Source organism: Microbacterium sp. USHLN272 (genome assembly GCF_037149655.1).
Lineage (GTDB): Bacteria > Actinomycetota > Actinomycetes > Actinomycetales > Microbacteriaceae > Microbacterium > Microbacterium galbinum.
In genome coordinates, this window is record NZ_JBBCRA010000003.1 from 1 (window position 1) to 19,585 (window position 19,585).

At 69.3% G+C, this 19,585-nt stretch carries 20 protein-coding genes and 1 pseudogene; 11 read left to right on the forward strand and 10 right to left on the reverse strand.

All coding sequences use genetic code 11. The features are described from left to right. Positions 1-118 precede the first annotated feature (118 nt). Both WFJ97_RS15010 and WFJ97_RS15015 read right to left on the reverse strand, forming a co-directional pair. Positions 119-802, reverse strand: coding sequence for a response regulator transcription factor (locus WFJ97_RS15010; protein WP_247625019.1), 684 nt, complete (start codon positions 800-802; stop codon positions 119-121). Beyond that, complete coding sequence (locus tag WFJ97_RS15015) at positions 799-2,019, reverse strand: sensor histidine kinase (RefSeq protein WP_336642099.1); 1,221 nt, start codon at positions 2,017-2,019, stop codon at positions 799-801. The genes WFJ97_RS15010 and WFJ97_RS15015 overlap by 4 nt, the downstream gene beginning before the upstream one ends. Positions 2,020-2,240: 221 nt before the next feature. Between WFJ97_RS15015 and phoU the strand changes: the two genes are divergently transcribed. Continuing rightward, on the forward strand, positions 2,241-2,939 hold the full coding sequence (gene phoU, locus WFJ97_RS15020) for a phosphate signaling complex protein PhoU (protein ID WP_247625021.1): 699 nt from the start codon (positions 2,241-2,243) through the stop codon (positions 2,937-2,939). A 70-nt stretch (positions 2,940-3,009) separates the two neighbouring features. Here the strand turns inward: phoU and WFJ97_RS15025 are convergent, their stop codons facing one another. Continuing rightward, positions 3,010-3,759 (reverse strand): phosphoglyceromutase, encoded by a 750-nt coding sequence (locus tag WFJ97_RS15025; protein ID WP_336642100.1) that lies wholly within the window; start codon positions 3,757-3,759, stop codon positions 3,010-3,012. A 58-nt stretch (positions 3,760-3,817) separates the two neighbouring features. Here WFJ97_RS15025 and WFJ97_RS15030 point away from each other — a divergent pair, with 58 nt between their 5' ends. Continuing rightward, positions 3,818-4,642, forward strand: coding sequence for a class I SAM-dependent methyltransferase (locus tag WFJ97_RS15030; protein ID WP_336642101.1), 825 nt, complete (start codon positions 3,818-3,820; stop codon positions 4,640-4,642). A gap of 17 nt (positions 4,643-4,659) precedes the next feature. Here the strand turns inward: WFJ97_RS15030 and ygfZ are convergent, their stop codons facing one another. The 3 genes from ygfZ to WFJ97_RS15045 form a co-directional block, all read right to left on the reverse strand. Further along, positions 4,660-5,781: a CAF17-like 4Fe-4S cluster assembly/insertion protein YgfZ gene (gene ygfZ / locus WFJ97_RS15035; protein WP_336642102.1), complete on the reverse strand. Its 1,122-nt coding sequence runs from the start codon at positions 5,779-5,781 to the stop codon at positions 4,660-4,662. A gap of 1 nt (position 5,782) precedes the next feature. Next, positions 5,783-6,385 (reverse strand): FABP family protein, encoded by a 603-nt coding sequence (locus WFJ97_RS15040; protein ID WP_247625025.1) that lies wholly within the window; start codon positions 6,383-6,385, stop codon positions 5,783-5,785. 153 nt (positions 6,386-6,538) lie between these two features. Continuing rightward, the gene (locus WFJ97_RS15045; protein ID WP_336642103.1) at positions 6,539-6,841 is read right to left on the reverse strand and encodes a hypothetical protein; all 303 of its coding nucleotides are present in this window, start codon (positions 6,839-6,841) and stop codon (positions 6,539-6,541) included. Positions 6,842-6,914: 73 nt separating this feature from the next. Here WFJ97_RS15045 and WFJ97_RS15050 point away from each other — a divergent pair, with 73 nt between their 5' ends. From WFJ97_RS15050 to WFJ97_RS15090, 9 genes and pseudogenes are all read left to right on the forward strand, one after another. Then, positions 6,915-7,598, forward strand: coding sequence for a winged helix-turn-helix transcriptional regulator (locus tag WFJ97_RS15050; protein WP_336642104.1), 684 nt, complete (start codon positions 6,915-6,917; stop codon positions 7,596-7,598). Positions 7,599-7,650: 52 nt separating this feature from the next. Next, the gene (locus WFJ97_RS15055; RefSeq protein WP_247956680.1) at positions 7,651-9,816 is read left to right on the forward strand and encodes an RNA degradosome polyphosphate kinase; all 2,166 of its coding nucleotides are present in this window, start codon (positions 7,651-7,653) and stop codon (positions 9,814-9,816) included. Next, complete coding sequence (locus WFJ97_RS15060) at positions 9,813-10,787, forward strand: NUDIX hydrolase (RefSeq protein WP_247625029.1); 975 nt, start codon at positions 9,813-9,815, stop codon at positions 10,785-10,787. Before WFJ97_RS15055 ends, WFJ97_RS15060 begins: the two co-directional genes overlap by 4 nt. A gap of 154 nt (positions 10,788-10,941) precedes the next feature. Continuing rightward, positions 10,942-12,045 carry a phosphate ABC transporter substrate-binding protein PstS gene (locus tag WFJ97_RS15065; RefSeq protein WP_336642105.1) on the forward strand — a complete coding sequence of 368 codons (1,104 nt, stop codon included), beginning with the start codon at positions 10,942-10,944 and terminating at the stop codon, positions 12,043-12,045. 100 nt (positions 12,046-12,145) lie between these two features. Then, on the forward strand, positions 12,146-13,108 hold the full coding sequence (pstC, locus tag WFJ97_RS15070; protein WP_247625031.1) for a phosphate ABC transporter permease subunit PstC: 963 nt from the start codon (positions 12,146-12,148) through the stop codon (positions 13,106-13,108). A 1-nt stretch (position 13,109) separates the two neighbouring features. Next, a complete protein-coding gene (pstA, locus tag WFJ97_RS15075; RefSeq protein WP_247634190.1) occupies positions 13,110-14,210 on the forward strand; it encodes a phosphate ABC transporter permease PstA in 1,101 nt (366 codons plus the stop codon). 28 nt (positions 14,211-14,238) lie between these two features. Continuing rightward, the gene (pstB, locus tag WFJ97_RS15080; protein ID WP_247625033.1) at positions 14,239-15,018 is read left to right on the forward strand and encodes a phosphate ABC transporter ATP-binding protein PstB; all 780 of its coding nucleotides are present in this window, start codon (positions 14,239-14,241) and stop codon (positions 15,016-15,018) included. 202 nt (positions 15,019-15,220) lie between these two features. Continuing rightward, positions 15,221-15,364: pseudogene (locus tag WFJ97_RS15085) on the forward strand (type IV toxin-antitoxin system AbiEi family antitoxin domain-containing protein); the annotation flags it as partial. Between the two features lie 201 nt (positions 15,365-15,565). After that, entirely contained in the window at positions 15,566-16,066 is a 501-nt protein-coding gene (locus WFJ97_RS15090; protein WP_336642171.1) for a DUF559 domain-containing protein, read from the forward strand. 112 nt (positions 16,067-16,178) lie between these two features. Here the strand turns inward: WFJ97_RS15090 and WFJ97_RS15095 are convergent, their stop codons facing one another. From WFJ97_RS15095 to sigK, 4 genes are all read right to left on the reverse strand, one after another. Then, on the reverse strand, positions 16,179-17,063 hold the full coding sequence (locus WFJ97_RS15095) for an aminodeoxychorismate lyase (protein WP_336642106.1): 885 nt from the start codon (positions 17,061-17,063) through the stop codon (positions 16,179-16,181). Between the two features lie 193 nt (positions 17,064-17,256). Next, positions 17,257-17,886, reverse strand: coding sequence for a DNA-directed RNA polymerase subunit beta (locus tag WFJ97_RS15100; RefSeq protein WP_336642107.1), 630 nt, complete (start codon positions 17,884-17,886; stop codon positions 17,257-17,259). A gap of 29 nt (positions 17,887-17,915) precedes the next feature. Next, positions 17,916-18,716 (reverse strand): anti-sigma factor, encoded by an 801-nt coding sequence (locus WFJ97_RS15105; protein ID WP_336642108.1) that lies wholly within the window; start codon positions 18,714-18,716, stop codon positions 17,916-17,918. Beyond that, the gene (gene sigK / locus WFJ97_RS15110; protein ID WP_336642172.1) at positions 18,713-19,312 is read right to left on the reverse strand and encodes an ECF RNA polymerase sigma factor SigK; all 600 of its coding nucleotides are present in this window, start codon (positions 19,310-19,312) and stop codon (positions 18,713-18,715) included. Before sigK ends, WFJ97_RS15105 begins: the two co-directional genes overlap by 4 nt. Positions 19,313-19,585: the final 273 nt, after the last annotated feature.

Below are 19,585 nucleotides of genomic sequence, written 5' to 3' on the forward strand. Positions count from 1 at the left end.
CTGGGGCGTTGTCCCCCCCACACCACCCCCCCCCCCCCCCCCCGGCCCCGGCCCCCCCCCCGGGCCCCCCCCCTTCTCGCTGTCCGGAGACCGTCCGGTGCGCTCGGGAAGCGGTGGCTCAGGCCTCGAAGCGGTAGCCGAGACCCCGCACGGTGACGAGCATGACCGGCTCGCTGGGGTTGACCTCGATGCGCGAGCGGATGCGCTTGATGTGCACGTCGAGGGTCTTCGTGTCGCCGAAGTAGTCGCTGCCCCAGACCCGGTCGATGAGCTGTCCGCGGGTGAGCACGCGACCCGCGTTGCGCATCAGCACCTCCAGCAGTTCGAACTCCTTCAGCGGCATGTTGATCAGCTGCCCCGCCACCGACACCGTGTGCCGGTCGATGTCGAGCGACACGCGCCCGCCGTCGAGCACGCGCTCGTCGAGCTCGCTGTCGGCCTGCACCACCCGGCGCAGCACCGCCCGCATACGGGCGAGCAGCTCGCGCGAGGAGTACGGCTTCGTGATGTAGTCGTCGGCTCCGAGCTCGAGACCCACCACGATGTCGACCTCGGAGTCCTTCGCCGTGAGCATGATGATCGGCACCGCCGACGACGAGCGGATCTGACGGCACACCTCGGTTCCCGGCATCCCCGGCAGCATCAGGTCGAGCAGAACGATGTCGGCACCGCGCTCGCGGAATGCCGTGAGCGCCGTCGGGCCGTCCTCGGCGATCTCGACCTCGTACCCCTCCCGACGCAACAGGTACGCCAGCGGATCGGCGAGATCGGGCTCGTCTTCGACGAGGAGGATGCGGGTCATGCGCGGTCACCTTTCCGTACGCGAACGGCGCCGGCCTTGGCGGCCTTCCGTTCGCGCTTCTTCTTGCTCTTCTTGCCGGCATCCGCGTTCGGCGGTGCGTCGATCAGGGGAAGCCGCATCGTGAACGTCGAGCCGCGCCCCGGGCGCGACCACAGGCGCACCTCGCCGCCGTGCCGCTGCGTGGCGTGCTTGACGATCGACAGGCCGAGGCCGGTGCCGCCGGTGCGGCGCGAGCGCGCCTCGTCCGCGCGGTAGAAACGCTCGAAGATGCGCTCGCGATCGGTCTCGGCGATGCCGATGCCCTGGTCCGAAACCGCGATCTCCACGACGCCGTCCTCGGCGCGCACGCCGACCCCGACGCGGGATCCGCGCGGCGAGTACACGATCGCGTTCACGATGAGGTTCCCGACGGCTTCGACGAGGATCTGCGCGTCACCGCGCACCCAGATCCCGCGGTCTCCGCCGCGCGTGATCTCGACGCCCGCGGCGTCGGCCTGCACGACGTGCGCCTCGATGGACTTCGCGATGACCTCGTCGATCGCGACGGGGGTGACGTCGCCCAGGCCGTCGTCGGCCTGGAGCCGGGAGAGGCTCATGATGCGACCGGTCAGCTGCGCGAGACGGCCCGCCTCCGCCGAGATGCGCGTCGCGAAGATGCGCACCTGGGCCGGGTCGTCGGCGGCCGACTCGATCGCCTCCGCGAGCAGAGTCACCGCACCGACCGGAGTCTTGAGCTCATGGCTGGTGTTCGCGACGAAATCGCGCCGCATCTGGTCGAGGCGTTCCTGCTCCGTGACATCCCGGATGATCAGCAGGGTCAGACGCGGTCCGAGCACGCTCGCCCGCGCCGAGACGAGACGCGGGTCGAGGCTCAGCCCCCCGCGGGTGATGCGCATCGACTCCGTCGCCGTGCCGCCGTCGGCGCGCACGCCGCGCACGAGCAGACGCAGTTCCGGGTTGTCGAGGGTCGAGCCCACGTCGATCCCGAACCGCGAGGCGGCGACCGATGCGGCGAGCACGAGCCCCGACGTGTCGACCACGCAGGCGGCATCGTCCATGCTCGCGAGAACGTCGACGATCCCCTCGGGAACGGCGCTCGAGGTCTCCTCCGCGACACGGGCCCGCGCACGGTACGCCCAGGCGAGAAGGAGCGAGAGGCCGATACCGATCGCCAGGCCGACGGCCAGGGCGATCAAGGCGATCTGCGTCTCGGTCATGTCTCCAGCGTAGAGTGCGTTCACCCTCTCTCCGGCGGGTTTCCGGGCCACAGCGGCAACGAGAGAAGTACTATTCACGTGCTGGGCACCGTTCGTTAACCTTCGGAGCAGACAATCGCTTCGGGCCTGTGCGGGAGCGCGGTCCTGCTCCTCCCGTGCGGACGACCCCGCCGTCTCGCGCTGACACCAGTCGAGATTCACATGAAAGGTTGCGCCCCACCATGCGCGAAGTCTTCCACCAGTCCCTCGAGGACCTGCAGTCCCGCCTCGTGGAGATCGCCGACCTCGTCACGGTCTCGATCGACAAGGCGACACGTGCGTTCGCGACGAGCGACGTCGCTTTGGCCGAAGAGGTCATCGCCGACGACGCCAAGATCGACGAGCTCGCCGTCGCCCTCGACGAGCAGGCCATCGAGATCCTCGCCCGCCAGCAGCCGGTCGCCCGCGACCTGCGCATCGTCGTCACGGCGCTGCGCGTCAGCGCGTCGCTCGAGCGCATGGGCGACATGTCCGAGCACATCGCCCAGCTCGCACGCCTCCGCTTCCCGGAGCGCGCCATCCCGAAGGGCCTCAAGGGCACCTTCGTGAAGATGGGCGAGCTCGACGTCGAGATCTCGCGGACGCTCTCCGAGCTGCTGCGCACCCAGGACCTCCGTTTCGCCGACGCGATCCGCAATGCGGACGACGACGTCGACGAACTGCACGCCACCGTCTTCGAGAAGGTCCTCAGCGACAACTGGAAGGGCGAGGCCACGGCCACGGTCGACGCCACGCTCGCCAGCCGCTATCACGAGCGCTTCGCCGACCACGCCGTGGCCGTCGCGAAGAAGTACGTCTACCTGTCGACCGGAGACTGGGCCGTCGCCGAGGACGACATCGCCCTCGCCGTCGAGCAGCAGCAGGAGCTCGGTCACGCCTGACCCGCAGCATCCCCACGACGAAGCCCCCGGCGCCTGAGCACCGGGGGCTTCGTCGTGTCGTGCGTGGAGGTTACTTCTTGCCCTGCGCGGCGACCGCAGCGGCACCGGCGGCGGCGGCCTCGGGGTCGAGGTAGCGGCCGGGACCGGTGGGCACGTTGTTCTCGTCGAGTTCGTAGACGAGCGGGATGCCGGTGGGGATGTTCAACTCGGCGATGTCTTCGTCGCTGATGCCCTCGAGGTGCTTCACGAGGCCGCGCAGCGAGTTGCCGTGCGCCGTGACGAGCACGGTCTTGCCGGCCTCGAGGTCGGGGACGATCGCGCTCTCCCAGTACGGGAGGAGTCGATCGATGACGAGCTTGAGCGACTCGGTGCGCGGCACCTCGCCGTCGATGCCCGCATAGCGGACGTCGTGCACCTGGCTGAATTTGCTGTCGTCGTCGAGCACGGGCGGCGGCACGTCGAACGAGCGACGCCACAGCTGGAACTGCTCGGGACCGAACTCCTCGAGCGTCTGCGCCTTGTCCTTGCCCTGCAGCGCACCGTAGTGACGCTCGTTGAGGCGCCACGAGCGCGTCACCGGGATCCACAGCCGGTCGGCGGCGTCGAGGGCGATGTTCGCGGTCTGGATCGCGCGGCTCAGCAGCGAGGTGTGCAGCACGTCGGGCAGGATGCCGGACTCGGCGAGCAGCTCTCCGCCGCGGCGTGCCTCCTTCTGCCCCTGCTCGTTCAGGCGGACGTCCACCCAGCCGGTGAAGAGGTTCAGTTCGTTCCACTCGCTCCGGCCGTGACGGAGCAGGATGAGGGTGCGCTTCGCAGTCATGTCGTCAGTTTATCCGCCCGGACGGTGCGACCGAACAGGATGCTGGGAGGATGGAGACATGGCGTCATCTCCCCTCGGCAGGCCCACGCGCGGCACCACCGGGACCAACCGGCTGCGGCGCAACGACCGCTGGATCGCCGCCAGCGACGCTCTCCGTCGAGCATCCGATCCCCTCGTCGTCGACCTCGGGTACGGGGCGAGCGGCGTGACCGCGTTCGAGCTCGCGACCCGCCTCGTGCGTGTGCGGCCCGACGCCGAGGTGCGCGGGCTCGAGATCGATCCCGCGCGCGTCGCGACCGCCGAGACGCAGCTCGCGGAGGTGCGCGCGCGCCGCACGCCGTTCGCCGCCGACCTTCCCGTCTCTTTCGGCCGCGGCGGGTTCGAGGTGCCGCTTCCCGACGGACGCCGCGCGGCGGTCATCCGGTCGATGAACGTGCTCCGCCAGTACGACGAGCAGGACGTGCCGGATGCCTGGGCGCGCATGACCTCGCGCCTCGCGCCCGGTGGGCTGTTGTTCGAGGGCACGTGCGATGAGATCGGGCGCATCGCGAGCTGGATCGACGTCGCCCCGGACGCTGTGCCGCTGCGCTTCACCCTCTCGCTCCGGCTCGCCGATCTCGACCGTCCGAGCATCGTCGCGGAGCGTCTCCCGAAGGCTCTGATCCACCGCAACGTCCCCGGCGAACGCATTCACGCCCTCCTGACCGACCTCGACCGCGAGTGGGATCGGGCCGCCGGACTGTCGACGTTCGGGGCGACCCAGCGCTTCCTCGCCGCCGCGGGCGCGCTGCGCGCACAGGGGTGGCCCGTGCTCGGCGGCCGGACGCGGTGGCGACTGGGCGAGCTCACGCTGCCGTGGTCGGCGGTCGCGCCCGCGACCTGAACGGGAGCCCGGTCGGTCTAGACCTGCGCGCGGGGGTCCGGCGCCGACGGGCGACGGGACAGACGGGTGAGGCGCGGGATGTCGGCGGTCGCACCGGCATCCGCCGGAACGATGACCTGCTGCGAAGCCGCGATCTCGAGGCCGTCGGCTCGCACGACGAGGTCGCCGACCGGTGCGCGGCGGCTGAGGATCGCGAGCGCGATCGGCCCGTCCTCGAAGTGCCGGGCCACGGAGGTCAGGTGCCCGACCTCGTCGTCGCCCGCGAAGACGGATGCCCCGACCTCCGGCAGCACCGCATCGCTGCCGTCGAGCTGCAGCGCGGCCAGACGCCGCGGCGGGTGCCCGAGGTTGTGCACCTTGGCGACCGTCTCCTGCCCGCGGTAGCAGCCCTTGTTCAGGTGCACGGCGCTGCGGATCCAATCGGACTCGTGCGGCAGGGAGCGCTCATCGACCTCGGTCGCCCAGCGCGGACGCCAGGCGGCGACGCGCAACGCCTCTGCCGCGAGGAGCCCGGCCAGCGCGTCGCGATCGGCCGACACCGCGAGAGCATCCGCGGCCTCGGTCGTCAGCAGCGCGACCCGCCACGCGTAGTCGGCGGCGGGGTGCGCTGCGACCTCGGCGTACTGGTGCCCGCCCGCGGACACGCGCTGCCACGGATCGGCCCAGATCAGGGGCGCACCGCTCGGTGCGGCCGCCGCCGTGGCCACCTCCGACGCGATCGCACCGCCGTCGAGGAATCCGATCGGAACGAGATCCGGACGGATGCCGACGGAGGCCTGCGCGCGGAACTTCATGCGGGTCAGCCATCCGGCGAGCGCCTCGGCGTCACCGGCATCCGCCAGCAACCAGGTCGATGCGCCGTCGTCGAGGACTCCGGCCGCGTGCTCGACCCGACCCTGCGGGTCGAGGATCAGCAACTCGGTGCTCTCACCCGGAGCGAGACGGCCGAGCGCCTGCGAGGTGATGGAGTCGAGCCAGCTCAGCCGCTCGGGCCCCGCGACCTCGATCACGACCCGATCACCGAGCGGGACGAAGGCAGCACCCTCGGCGAGGCGGCGCTGCTCGCGGAACGCGTCGCCGAAGTGCGCGATCACGTCTCCATCGGAGACGGCGCCGTCGATCTCGGCGAATGCGCCCACGTCAGACCTTGGCCAGTCGCGCGGAGGCGTGCGAGCGCAACGGGGTGCCGAGGGCCGCGATGTCCCAGGCCCACAGCAGGTGGCCGTCGACCAGGCCGTACATCCGGGAGGAGGCGGTGTGCACCTTGGCTCCGGAGCTGCGCACCACGGCATCCGTGGCGATATCGATGCGCGGGCCGTTGATCTCACCCAGGTACAGCTCGAGCGCACCGTCGGCGTGGGCGAGCGACACCTCGATCGGGAAGCCGCCGCTCTCGGCGCGCAGCTCCTCGACGTCGTCGACCGTGCGGGCCACGGCGTCCGCGGTCGGGGGCAGCAGTGCCGGACCGGCATCCGCGTCCGTCGCCGGGCGCGCGAGACGCCAGAAACCGGTCTCGGCCAGCAGGGCGGAGGCCGGGGAGCCCTCCTCCGTGAGGAAGGTGGCGGTGGCCGAGTAGTTCAGGAACGGGCCGCCGTCATGGCTGAAGCTCACGCGATGCGTGAACTCGCCCTGCAGCCGCTCATCCCCGACGGGGTAGTCGATGACACCAGTTCCCTCCCAGACGCCGATCAGCCACGAGAGCGGGGCGAGGTCGGCCGGGAGGTCGGTGGGAAGCTCGAGCACGATCGGCTCAGCGCTGGCCGCGGAAGAGGTTGCGCAGCACGACCGCCGAGACGAAGACGATCGCGAGGCTCGCCAGACCCAGCAGGCCGATGAAGAAGAGTTCGAGCGCCATGAGATCCATGGCTCCCACCCTACCGCGCGTTAGCGCGACTGTCAGGCGGAGGCGGAGGCGGTGGCGAGGGCGGCGAGCCCGAATCCGACCGAGATCACGCCCATGAGCAGCAGCGCGCCGATCACGCTCCCCGCCACCCGGAAGATGAATCCCTCGGTGCGGCCGTACCAGAGCTGCACGGCGAAAGAGAGGAGCACGGCGCCGCCGAAGGCCACCAGCATCCACGGGATGCGCCACTCCTCACCGACCAGGATGCCGATCGCCACGGCGCCCACCAGAGCGACCGCCCAGACGGCGACCACGCCGGCGAGCGGGCTGCGCGGAGCGAGTGCGGGTTGCGTCATGCGTCCATTGTCACTCATCGACCCCGGTATTATTGCCGCACGGCGTTGACCCGCGCGCCGGTGAGGAGTACGCGTGCCCCAGATCCTGGTCTTGACGAATGCTCCTGCCGAGGAGCCGGTCCTGCCCGCGCTGGAGCTGCTCAGCCACACCGTCCGCCAGATCCCCGCAGAGCCCGCGCGGCTCGTGAGCGCCCCCGAGTACGACATCGTGATCGTCGATGCCCGCACCGACCTCGCGGGCGCCAAGTCGCTGTGCCGTCTGCTCCGCGCGACCGGCCAGGAGGCGCCGCTGCTGCTCATCGTCACCGAAGGCGGCATGAGCGCCGTCTCCGGCGACTGGGGCATCGACGACGTGCTGCTCTCGACCGCCGGCCCCGCCGAGACCGACGCCCGCCTGCGGCTCGCGATCGCGCGCCGCGACGACGCCGCGGCTCCGACGCGTGTGCAGGCATCCGGCGTCACGATCGACGAGCAGTCGTACTCCGCCAAGCTGCACGGCAAGCCGCTCGACCTCACCTACAAGGAGTTCCAGCTCCTGCACTTCCTCGCCACGCACCCCTCGCGGGTGTTCACGCGCGAGCAGCTGCTCAGCGAGGTCTGGGGCTACGACTACTTCGGCGGCACGCGCACGGTCGACGTGCACGTGCGGCGCCTGCGGGCCAAGCTCGGCGACGCCGATCAGATCATCGGAACGGTCCGCAACGTCGGCTACCGCTTCAACGTGTACGAGGACGACACCCTGGTCGGCTCGCGGTAACCGAGGGCATCCGTTCACGCGCGTGTCACCTCTCGGTGCTTAGATGTACCCCATGATGGATCCCGCTCTCGCCGACGCAGGTCTCGGCGACGCCGAAGACGACGACTTCGATGCCGTCGAGGCCCCCGACTCGCTCCTCCCGGACCACCGGTACCTCGATCGCGAGCTGAGTTGGCTCGCGTTCAACCAGCGCGTGCTCGAGCTGGCCGAGGATCCCTCGCTCCCCGAACTCGAGCGCGCGAACTTCCTGGCCATCTTCGCCAGCAACCTCGACGAGTTCTTCATGGTGCGCGTCGCCGGCCTCAAACGGCGCATCATCACCGGCCTCGCCGTGCCGACCAACATCGGCCGCTCCCCCTCCGACGCCCTCGCCGACATCTCGCGCGAGGCGCATGCGCTGCAGCTGCGGCACGCGGATGCCTGGACGTCGCTCGTGCGCCCGGCCCTCGCCGACGCCGGCGTCGAGATCACGGAGTGGGACGAGCTGACCGACGACGAGCGCGCGGGCCTGACCGACTACTTCCAGGCCCAGGTGTTCCCGGTGCTCATGCCCCTCGCGGTCGATCCGGCGCATCCGTTCCCCTACATCTCGGGGCTGTCGCTCAACCTAGCGATCCGCATCCGCAACGCACGCACGGGTCGCCAGGAGTTCGCGCGCCTCAAGGTGCCGCCGATGCTGCCTCGGTTCGTGGAGGTGCCGGGCAACAGCGAGATCTCGCGCTACCTGCGCCTCGAAGAGCTCATCGCCAACCACCTCGGAGACCTCTTCCCCGGTATGGAGGTGCTCGACCACCACGCCTTCCGCCTCACCCGCAACGAAGACGTCGAGATCGAGGAGGACGAGAGCGAGAACCTCATCCAGGCGCTCGAGGCCGAGCTGCTGCGCCGCCGGTTCGGACCGCCGATCCGCCTCGAGATCACCGACGACATGGACGACGTGACCCTCGAGCTGCTGGTGAAGGAGCTCGACATCACCGACCAGGAGGTCTACCGCCTCCCCGGACCGCTCGACCTGCGCGGACTCTTCGGGCTCTCGCGCATCGAGCGCCCCGATCTGCGGTACCCGCCGCACGTTCCGACCACGGCGGTCGCGTTCCAGCCCGGCGACAGCAGCACGCGTGCCGACATGTTCAAGGCCATCCGCAAGTCCGACGTGCTCGTGCACCACCCGTACGAGTCGTTCACCACGAGCGTGCAGGCGTTCCTCGAACAGGCTGCCCGTGATCCGCACGTGCTCGCCATCAAGCAGACCCTGTACCGCACCTCGGGAGACAGCCCCGTCGTGCAGGCGCTGATCGACGCCGCCGAAGCGGGCAAGCAGGTGCTCGCCCTGGTCGAGGTCAAGGCACGGTTCGACGAGGCGAACAACATCGTCTGGGCGCGCAAGCTCGAGAAGGCCGGCGTGCACGTCGTGTACGGCTTGGTCGGGCTCAAGACGCACTGCAAGCTCGCCCTCGTGATCCGCGAGGAAGACGGCAAGCTCCAGCACTACTCGCACGTCGGCACCGGAAACTACAACCCGAAGACCAGCCGCATCTACGAGGACTTCGGGCTGTTCACCGCGGACGCGCAGGTCGGAAAAGACCTCACCCGCCTCTTCAACGAGCTGAGCGGCTACGCGATCGAGAAGAAGTTCAAGCGTCTGCTCGTCGCGCCCCTGCACCTGCGCAAGGGACTCGTGCGCCAGATCGACAACGAGCGCGCCAACGCCGTCGCCGGCAAGCCCGCGCACATCCGCATCAAGGTCAACTCGATGGTCGACGAGGAGATCATCGACGCGCTCTACCGTGCCAGCGTGGCCGGGGTGAAGGTCGACGTGTGGGTGCGCGGCATCTGCAGCCTCCGCACGGATCTCGACGGAATCAGTGACAACATCACGGTGCGCAGCATCCTGGGTCGCTATCTCGAGCACTCGCGCATCTTCGCCTTCGAGAACGGCGGCGATCCGCAGATCTACATCGGCAGCGCCGACATGATGCACCGCAACCTCGACCGACGAGTCGAGGCGCTCGTCCGCGTCACCGAACCCGCGCACCTGAAGGAGCTCCTGGCGTTCTTCGACCTCGCGATGGATCCGGGGACGAGTTCCTGGCACCTCGGCGCGGCCGGCGTGTGGGAGCGCCACGCCGCGGATGCCGACGGCAAGCCGCTGATCGACCTGCAGGATAAGACCATGGGTCAGATTCAGCGACGCCGGCGTGCGCGGGCGGTTCGATGACGGTCGGACAGACCTTCGCAGAGCGGTCGAAGTGGACGGACAAGGCCGTCTACGCGGCCGGTGCCGTCGTCTGGCGCATCGTCGACGGCAAGCTGCGCATCCTGCTGATCCACCGCACCAAATACCGTGACGTCACTCTGCCCAAGGGCAAGGTCGATCCCGGCGAGATGCTCGCCGAGACCGCCGTGCGCGAGGTGCAGGAGGAGACCGGCATCCGCGTCTCCCTGGGCGTTCCCGTGGGCGTGAGCCGCTACAACCTCGCGTCGATGAAGCAGAAGGTCGTGCACTACTGGGCCGCCGAGGCCACCGACGACGCGATCCGCGCGTCGACGTTCGTGCCCAACCGGGAGATCGCGGCGATCGAGTGGGCCAGCGTGAAGAAGGCCAGGGAGCGCCTCAGCTACCCGGTCGACCACGAGATCCTCGATTTCTTCGCCCGTCTGGTCGAGGACGGCGCGCTGCGTACGTTCCCACTGATCGTGCTGCGGCACGCCAAGGCGTTGTCGCGTTCCGAATGGGACGGTACGGATGCCGAGCGCCCGCTCGCCGATCGCGGGCGCCGACAGGCGAAGTCGATCGTCGGCCCTCTGCGCGCGTTCGGCGTGCGGAAGATCGTGACGAGCGACGCCGTCCGATGCGTCGAGACCGTGAAGCCGCTCGCCAAGGCGCTCGATCGCAAGGCCGTGCGCACCGAGCTCATCAGCCAGGACGCCTGGGAGGACGGCACCTCCGATCTGCGCTCGGTGGTCGGGCGGCGCGTACGCTCCGGCAAGCCCGCCGTGCTCTGCAGCCACGGGCCCGTTCTGCCCGGCCTCCTGTCCGAGATCGCGCTCGCGACCGCCACGATCCAGGGCTCCTACCTCAGCAGCGCGGCCGACCTCGAGCCGGCGGCGTTCTCCGTGGTTCACCTCTCGGCCACGAACCCCGGATCCGGCATCATCTCGATCGAGACGCACATTCCGAAGGTCTGACGCGGCCCGGAATTCCGGGGTTCGCACCCCAGAGAGTCGACAGCCGTTCACCTTCCGTTCACCCGCGCGGGAGAGTCTCGTTAACCGCCGCGCTTAGCGTCACTGTGTGCCCTGCACCGGGCCTCAACCCCTCCCACGATCGAACGGATCCACAGTGAAGATCTCCCGAATCGCTCGCATCGGCGCCATCGGCGCCGTCGCTGCTCTCGCCCTGGCCGGTTGCGCCGCGAACGAAGGCGGCACCGGCGGCTCGTCCGACGCCCCCTCCGACTCCACGCTCTCGGGCACCATCGACGCCACCGGCGCGTCGTCGCAGACCGCTGCGCAGGAGGCGTGGGTCGCCGCGTTCCAGACCGCGAACCCCGACGTCACCGTCAACTACGAGCCCACCGGCTCCGGCACCGGCCGCGAGAACTTCCTCGAGGGCGGCAGCAACTTCATCGGCTCCGACCGTGCGTTCAACGACGAGGAGATCGCCGCCGGCGGCTTCGGCGCCTGCGTGACCGACGACATCGTCGAGGTCCCGCTCTACATCTCGCCGGTCGCCGTCGCGTTCAACATCGAGGGCATCGACACGCTCAACCTCGACGCCGCCACGATCGCGGGCATCTTCGCCGGCACGATCACCAACTGGAACGCTCCCGAGATCGCCGCGCTGAACGACGGCGTCGAGCTGCCCGACCTGGCGATCTCGCCGGTCCACCGCTCCGACCCCTCGGGCACGCAGGAGACCTTCACCAAGTACCTCTCGGCGACCGCCGGTGACGTCTGGACCTACGAGCCGGCCGATGTCTGGCCGATCGAGGGTGGCGAGGCCGCTCAGGGCACCTCGGGTGTCGTCCAGGCCATCACCGCGGGCAACGGCGCGATCGGCTTCGCCGACGCCTCGCAGGTCGGCGACCTCGGCCAGGTGCACGTCGGCGTGGGCGGCGACTTCGTCGCCTACTCGGCCGAGGCCGCTGCCGCGCTCGTCGAGGGCTCACCCCTCGTCGAGGGACGTGGCGCCGGAGACCTCGTCTTCGACGTCGACCCGGCATCCGCTGCCGAGGGTTCCTACCCGATCGCCCTGGTCAGCTACCTGATCGCGTGCGAGCAGTACGAGGACACCAACGTCGCCGAGGTCGTCAAGGAGTACCTCACCTACATCGCCAGCGCCGAGGGCCAGGAAGCTGCCGCGGACAACGCCGGCAGCGCCCCGATCTCGGACTCGCTGCGCGAGCAGGTCCAGGCCGCGATCGACCTGATCCAGGTCGGCTGATCCAGCCGATCGACTGATGGCAGTGCCCCCGCGTCCCGATCGGACGCGGGGGCTCCGCCCGGTCAGCCCCCGTTCCACCCCGCCCCGAAACAGGGAGACCATGAGCACGACCGCGCAGGCGCCCGCAGCGCCGCACGCACCGATCAAGGCCAAGCAGCGTCTCGGCGACCGGGTGTTTTCCGGTACCGCTCTCGGAGCGGGGATCATCATCCTCGTCGTCCTCGCGCTGGTCGCCGCCTTCCTCATCATCCAGAGCATCCCGGCGTTCCAGCTCGACACCACCGGCAACCACATCCTCAAGGGCGAATCCTTCTGGGTGTACGTCTGGCCCCTCGTCTTCGGAACGCTCTGGGCCTCGTTCATCGCGCTGCTCATCGCCGCACCGATCTCCATCGGCATCGCGCTCTTCATCTCGCACTACGCGCACCGTCGCCTCGCCGCCTTCCTCGGCTACGTGATCGACCTGCTCGCCGCGGTCCCCTCCGTCGTCTTCGGCCTCTGGGGCGGCCTCGTGCTCGCCCCCCTCCTCCAGCCGATCTACGCCTGGCTCAACACCCACGCCTCCTGGGTGCCGTTCTTCGGCGGCCAGGTGTCGTCGACGGGAAAGACGATCCTCACGGCATCCCTCGTGCTCGCCGTGATGTGCATCCCGATCATGACCGCCATCTGCCGCGAGGTCTTCCTGCAGACGCCGAAGCTCCACGAGGAGGCGGCGCTCGCGCTCGGCTCCACCCGCTGGGAGATGGTGCGAATGGCCGTTCTGCCGTTCGCCCGCGGCGGTATGGTCTCGGCGGCGATGCTCGCCCTCGGCCGCGCACTCGGCGAGACCATGGCCGTGACCATGGTGCTGTCGCCCTCGGCCGTCGTCAGCTTCCTCGTGCTCACCGCGACGAACCCGACGCCGATCCCCGCCAACATCGCCCTGGCCTTCCCCGAAGCGCACGGCACCGGAGTCAACACGCTCATCGCGACCGGCCTCATCCTCTTCATCGTGACCTTCGCGGTCAACGCGTTGGCGCGATGGATCGTCGCCCGCCGCGCCGAGTTCTCGGGAGCGAACTGACATGACCGTCCTCACCCCCACCCCGACCGCCGTCGCCTCGGCCCCGGCAGCGTCGCTCACCGCGGGCAAGCTCCCCCGGTGGACCCCCTGGGCCCTGCTCGGCGGATCGCTCGCGGTCAGCGCCGCCGTCTTCGGCGTCGCCGCGATCGGCACCAGCCTCGCGGACTTCAACATCGCCGGCACCGTCATCATCGGGCTCCTGCTCTACATGGTGCTCATCACGGTCATCTCCTCGATCGTCGAGAGCCGCCGCAAGGCCGTCGACCGCCTCATGACGGCGCTCGTCGCGACCGCGTTCCTCATCGCGCTGCTGCCGCTGATCTCGCTGCTCTGGACGGTCGTCTCCAACGGCATCGAGCGCTTCGACGCCGAGTTCTTCAGCTACTCGATGCGCAACGTGATCGGCGACGGTGGCGGCATCGTCCACGCGATCTGGGGCACGCTCCTCATCACCCTCACGGCGACGGTCATCGCCGTGCCGATCGGACTCATGACCTCGATCTACCTCGTCGAGTACGGTCGCGGCAAGATCGCGAAGGCGATCACGTTCTTCGTCGACGTCATGACCGGCATCCCCTCGATCGTCGCGGGTCTGTTCATCTACGCGGTCTTCGCGCTGATCTTCAAGCCGGGCATCTCGATGGGCATCATGGGCGCCCTCGCCCTGGCCGTGCTGATGACCCCGGTCGTCGTGCGAGGCAGCGAGGAGCTGCTCAAGATCGTGCCGAACGAGCTCCGTGAGGCGTCGTACGCACTCGGTGTGCCGAAATGGCTGACCATCCTCAAGGTCGTCCTCCCGACGTCGATCGCCGGCATCACGACCTCGGTCATGCTCGCGATCTCGCGCGTGATCGGCGAGACGGCTCCCCTGCTGCTCACCGCCGGGTTCACGCAGAGCCTGAACACGAACATCTTCAACGGCCAGATGATGACCCTGCCGGTGTTCGCCTACAACCAGTACATGAATCAGGGCACCAACCCGGACGCTTCGCTCGCCCGGGCCTGGGCCGCTGCTCTCACCCTCATCCTCATCGTCATGGTGCTGAACCTGCTCGCGCGCCTCGTCGCGAAGCTGTTCGCCCCGAAGACCTCCGGCCGCTGAGCGCCCGACCACTCAGAACAGGAAACACGTGTCCAAGAGCATCGAAGTCAACGACCTCAACGTCTACTACGGCAACTTCCTCGCCGTGGAGGGCGTCTCCCTCGACATCCAGCCGCGCAGCGTCACCGCGTTCATCGGCCCCTCGGGCTGCGGCAAGTCCACGTTCCTCCGCACCCTCAACCGCATGCACGAGGTCATCCCCGGCGCTCGCGTCGAGGGCGAGGTGCTCCTCGACGGCAAGGACCTCTACGGCCCCGGCGTCGACCCCGTGCTCGTGCGTCGCCAGGTGGGCATGGTCTTCCAGCGCCCCAACCCGTTCCCCACGATGTCGATCAAGGAGAACGTGCTCGCAGGCGTCAAGCTCAACAACAGCCGCATGTCGAAGAGCGACCAGGACGACCTCGTCGAGAAGTCGCTCACCGGCGCGAACCTGTGGAACGAGGTCAAGGACCGCCTCGACCGTCCGGGTTCCGGCCTCTCGGGCGGACAGCAGCAGCGTCTCTGCATCGCCCGCGCGATCGCCGTCTCGCCCGAGGTGCTGCTGATGGACGAGCCGTGCTCGGCCCTCGACCCGATCTCGACCTACGCGATCGAGGAGCTGATCGGCGAGCTCAAGAACGAGTTCACGATCGTCATCGTCACGCACAACATGCAGCAGGCGTCGCGCGTCTCCGACAAGACCGCGTTCTTCAACATCGCCGGCACCGGCAAGCCCGGCAAGCTGATCGAGTACGACGACACCACGTCGATCTTCACCACCCCGTCCGTGCAGGCCACCGAGGACTACGTCTCGGGCCGCTTCGGATGATCTGACGCCGTCGGCCGTCTGGAAAACCCAGACCGTTCGAGTTCGGGGCGGCGTGTTGTCGAGAGACACACGGTTCCGAATCGGAATGGTCTGGGTTTTCACGTTTTGTCACCTCCACTGCACGGAAGGTGGATTCCGCGAGTTGCTCACACTCGCGGAGTTCACGCTCTCGCGGCCCGGCGGTGTCACTCATGCTCGAAGGATGTCGTTCGCTCGAGCAGACTCCGTACTTCGACGACTCGGCCGCATGGCGAGAACCTCCGAGCTACTCGAACGGGGCGTCACAGCGCACGAGCTGACCCGCGCGGTTCGCGAGGGAGTGGTGACTCGGCCACGCCAAGGCGTCTACGCGCTCCCCGACACACCCGAGTGCCTGACACACGCAGCATCCCACGGGGGAACGATCGGGTGCGCCGAAGCCGCTGCCCTCCACGGCCTGTGGGTCCTCGAGCTCCCCGTCCTGCACCACGTGTGGATGGGGCGGGCAGGCACCCCACGCTCCGGCTGTGCCGGCTGCGTGCTCCATTGGGATTCAGGGCATGTCGCGGTGGGCGAGCTTCCCCCGGTCGCGAACGTGCTCCTGCAGATGGCAACGTGCTGCGGCACCGAGGCTTTCTTCGCCGCACTCGAGTCCGCCCTCCGCCGCGCGCTCCTCCCGATCGCTGGACGTCGCTGGCTGGAACGGCGCCTCCCGGCCGAGATGAGATGGTTGCTCGCCTTCGCACGATCGGATGCGGATAGCGGACTCGAATCGTTGATCCGTCTCCGTCTCCACCACCTCGGCATCACCGTCCGTACCCAGGTCGCCGTGGATCGAGTCGGCGAGGTCGACTTCGTGATCGGCGACCGACTGATCGTCGAAGCGGACGGCCGCGAGAACCACGAACGGGAGCGGGAGAGGCAGAAGGACCTCAGGCGCGACGCCCTCGCCGCCGCCGCGGGGTACACGACGCTCCGGTTCACGTACGTACTCGTCGTCGGAGAGTGGTCCGTTGTGGAGGCCGCCATCCTGGGCATGATGGCGCGGGGCGCGCACCTCGCGCCCTGACCGCCTCGAGAAAACGGAGACAAGGCAGCGCAGGCGAGGCGCGTCGCGGCGCGACACGCCTCCATCACGTCGAGCGATCTCCGCTTTCTCGCGCGAGTCGCCCCGGCCCGCATCAGTCGCGGGGCGAGAGCAGGTACGTGTTCAGCTCGTCGGTCAGAGGCTGGTCGACCGGGAGAGGGGCGCCGTCGACGGCGCTGATCGCCGCCGCGAGACGCACGCTCGACACGAGCCACGCGGCATCCGCACGGGGAAGATCGGATGCCGGGATCCGGTCGTACCCGACCTCGAAACCGCGGGCGGAGAGGTGCTCGAAGACGCTCAGCTGCGTGGTGCCGTGCAGGATGCCGCCGTTCGGTGCCGGGGTGACGAAACGGTCTCCGAACCGGAGGATCAGCGAGGCGGTCGGCGCCTCGAGCACGAAACCGTCGCTGGAGAGGAAGATCGCGTCGTCCGCGTCGCGGCGGTGCGCCTCCCGCAGTGCGGCCATGTTCACGGCGTACGAGAGGGTCTTCGCCCCCAGCAGCAGCCAGGGGGCCCGTTCGGCGGCGCCGAGGTCGTAGCCGCGGTCGAGGGTCACCACACGCACACCGTTCGCGCGCACGGCACGGAAGTCCGCCGCCGGGGCCGCAGTGACCCATGCCGTCGGGGTCGGCCCCTGCTCCACTCCCCTGCTGAGGATGAGCTTGATGACGGCCTCGCCTTCGCCGCACTCGTCGGCGGCCTGATCGATCGCCTGCCGCCACTGCGCCAGGTTCGGCGCGGGCAGGTCGCACAGGCGTGCGGAGTGCGCGAGACGCTCGAGGTGCGGCACGACCTCCTGGGCGTGTCCGTCGACCACTCCGATCGACTCGAACACGCCGTCGCCGCGCTGCGTGCTCAACTCGCCCACGCTGAGGGCGGGAGCCGCCGCGTCGACGTGGGTGAACGTGTCACCGTAGTCGGCACGCTGCTCGTCGGCGGTGACGGGATCGATCATGAGTGCGAAGCGCCGGTTCATGATCCGAGCCTAGAGTGCCGGGAATACCTTCGCTCGTCTCGCGTTACACTGGTACAGGCCGGGCCGCATAACCCCGGGCTCCATTTTTCGCCGCTGCGAGCGGCCTTCCGCCGAGAGGCGTTCTTGCGGCCCGGTCTTTTTTCTTGCCCGGACTTCTTGCCCGGACTTCTCCCTCCGGGCCGCACTCGTCCGCTCAGGCCAGCGCGCCCGACCGCCACAGCACACTCGCCGCGGAGAGGTCCTGCGCATAGCTGCTCAGTCGCAGCGCTCGGGTCGTCAGTTCACTGGCCCGCCCCGGCTCGGTCGCCTCGTAGTCGTCGGCCGTATGCGTCGCTCCGGACGCCTGTACGCGGCAGAACGCGGCCGCGCGCTCGAGCGCCACCGCGAAGTCGCCGCGGAACGCTCCGCGCAGGATCGTGTCAACCAGCGCGACGATCTCCTCCGGGCTCGCCGGGGCCGGAGCACCGGCGATGGCGGCGTCGACCGAGGGAAGCTCGATCCGTCCGCGCTCGTACAGCAGCGCCGAGGTCTGCGGATCGGTGTGGATCGCCAGCTGCAGCAGGTACAGCCGCCAGAGCGCACCGGGAAGCGTGCGCGAGGGCGCCTTGGACCACAGTTCCGCGATCTCGTCGATTCCGTGCTCGGCCGTGAACGCCACCAGGCGATCGGCACTCGCACCGCTCTCGTCGGCGCGCACCCGCGCCAGCAGGGCGGATGCCGTGGCGTGAGCGATGCGCGTCTCCTCGGCGGGATCGTGCGCCCCGACGAGGTTATCGAAGGAGGCGGAGGGGCGTCGCACGGGGCGGTGGTGCTGCTCGGGCATCCCACCAGGGTACGCGCGATCGGTGACGCTCAGGCCGTGGGGATCGCGATGATCGGGTCGGTCGTGGGCAGGCCGCTCGGCGAGCCGCCCTCTTCCTCGACCGTGACGGCGATGACGTCGCCCTCGTGCATCGAGCCGGAGAGCACGGCGGTGGCGGTCGTGCCATCGGCGTCGAACACACCGGCCGGAACCGGGGTCTCGCCGCGCACGAACCACATCTCGTACGTCTTGCCGTCGGCCGGAGCCGCGAGACCGTCGGTCACGAGCACGGCGGAGCCGAGCGATGCCGACCAGTGGGCCGTGGCCGTGGTGCCGTCGTCGAGCGTGACACTCGCCTGCGCGGCATCCGACGCTCCCGTGATCTGCTCGAGGGCCACGACGCTCGCCGGGCGGTTGAGGTAATCGTTCAGCGCGACGGAGCCGATGCCGACGCCGACCAGGAGTGCGAGGCACGCCGCGAGCGCGAAGATCGCCCGTGACCAGCGGCGGGGCGGGCGGATGCTGTCGACCGTCGAGGTATCAGCCGATTCGGAGGACGCTGCGGCAGGCGCGGCCTGCTCGTCGTCCGTGCGGCCGTCCTGCGGCGTCTGCGCGCCCTGCACCTGCGGCGTCTGCGCGATCTGCGAGAGCAGCGCGGCGCGGATGTCGGGCCGGGGCACTTCACCGGTGAACGGGGCCGAGAGGGTAGCGGCGGTGGCGGCATCCGCCTCGACGATGCGCTCCCACTCGGGGTGCTCGTCGAGGGTACGACGGAAGCGCGCCTCGTCCTCAGGAGAGAGCGCGTGCAGGGCGGCGCCAGCCGCGAGCTCTGCGAAGTCCTTCTCGTTCATGCCATCACCCCCATCGCCGACCGGAGCCGGGTGAGTCCATCCCGCATCCGTGTCTTGATCGTCCCCAGCGGCGCCCCCAGGAGCGCCGCGATCTCGTTCTGACTGTAACCGCCGTAGTAGGCGAGGACGATCGCTTCACGTTGAGCTTCGGGTAGGCCGGAGAGTGCGCCGACGACGCGCTCACCTTCCATGCTCAACTCGACCTGCTCCGCCACGCTGTCATGGGCCACCCCGATGTCCCGCAGTCCCGCCCGGACATCTCGATCCGAACTGGACTGCGAGGATCGGACGCGGTCCACCGCCCGGCGGTGCGCCATCGTCATGATCCATGTTCGTCCTTGCCCCTTGTTCGGAGCGAAGCGCGAAGCGGATTGCCAGATCTCGAGAAAGACCTCCTGGAGCACTTCCTCGCTCTGCGAGCGGTTCACGAGGACTCGGAGGATGAGCCCGAACACGCGGGAGGAGAGGAGGTCGTAGAGCTCCGCGAAGGCGCGCTGGTCGCCGGCGGCGATGGCGAGGAGGAGGTCGGCGACGGCATCCCGCGCCGCGCCGTCCTCGGGAACATCCATCCCATCGATGACCATCTCCACAAGCATGCCGTATTCCACCCCTCCTGCTCTGCATCCGACGCCCGATATCCGCTGATTCCTCGCGGAATTCTCGAAGATTCCGCGGCCCGCGCCCCGCATCACGATCGCGTCACGCTCGCGCGCGTGCTCCTTTTCCGTCGGATGTCGTTCGTGCTGGTACGCCGATCGGATTGGCGGGGCCGTTCGAGACGGATCTCGAAGAAATCTCGAATTCTTCCCATCCGATCGGCGAGGGGTTCCGAACACCTGTCAACGCCACGGAGAGGCCGTGGTGGTAGT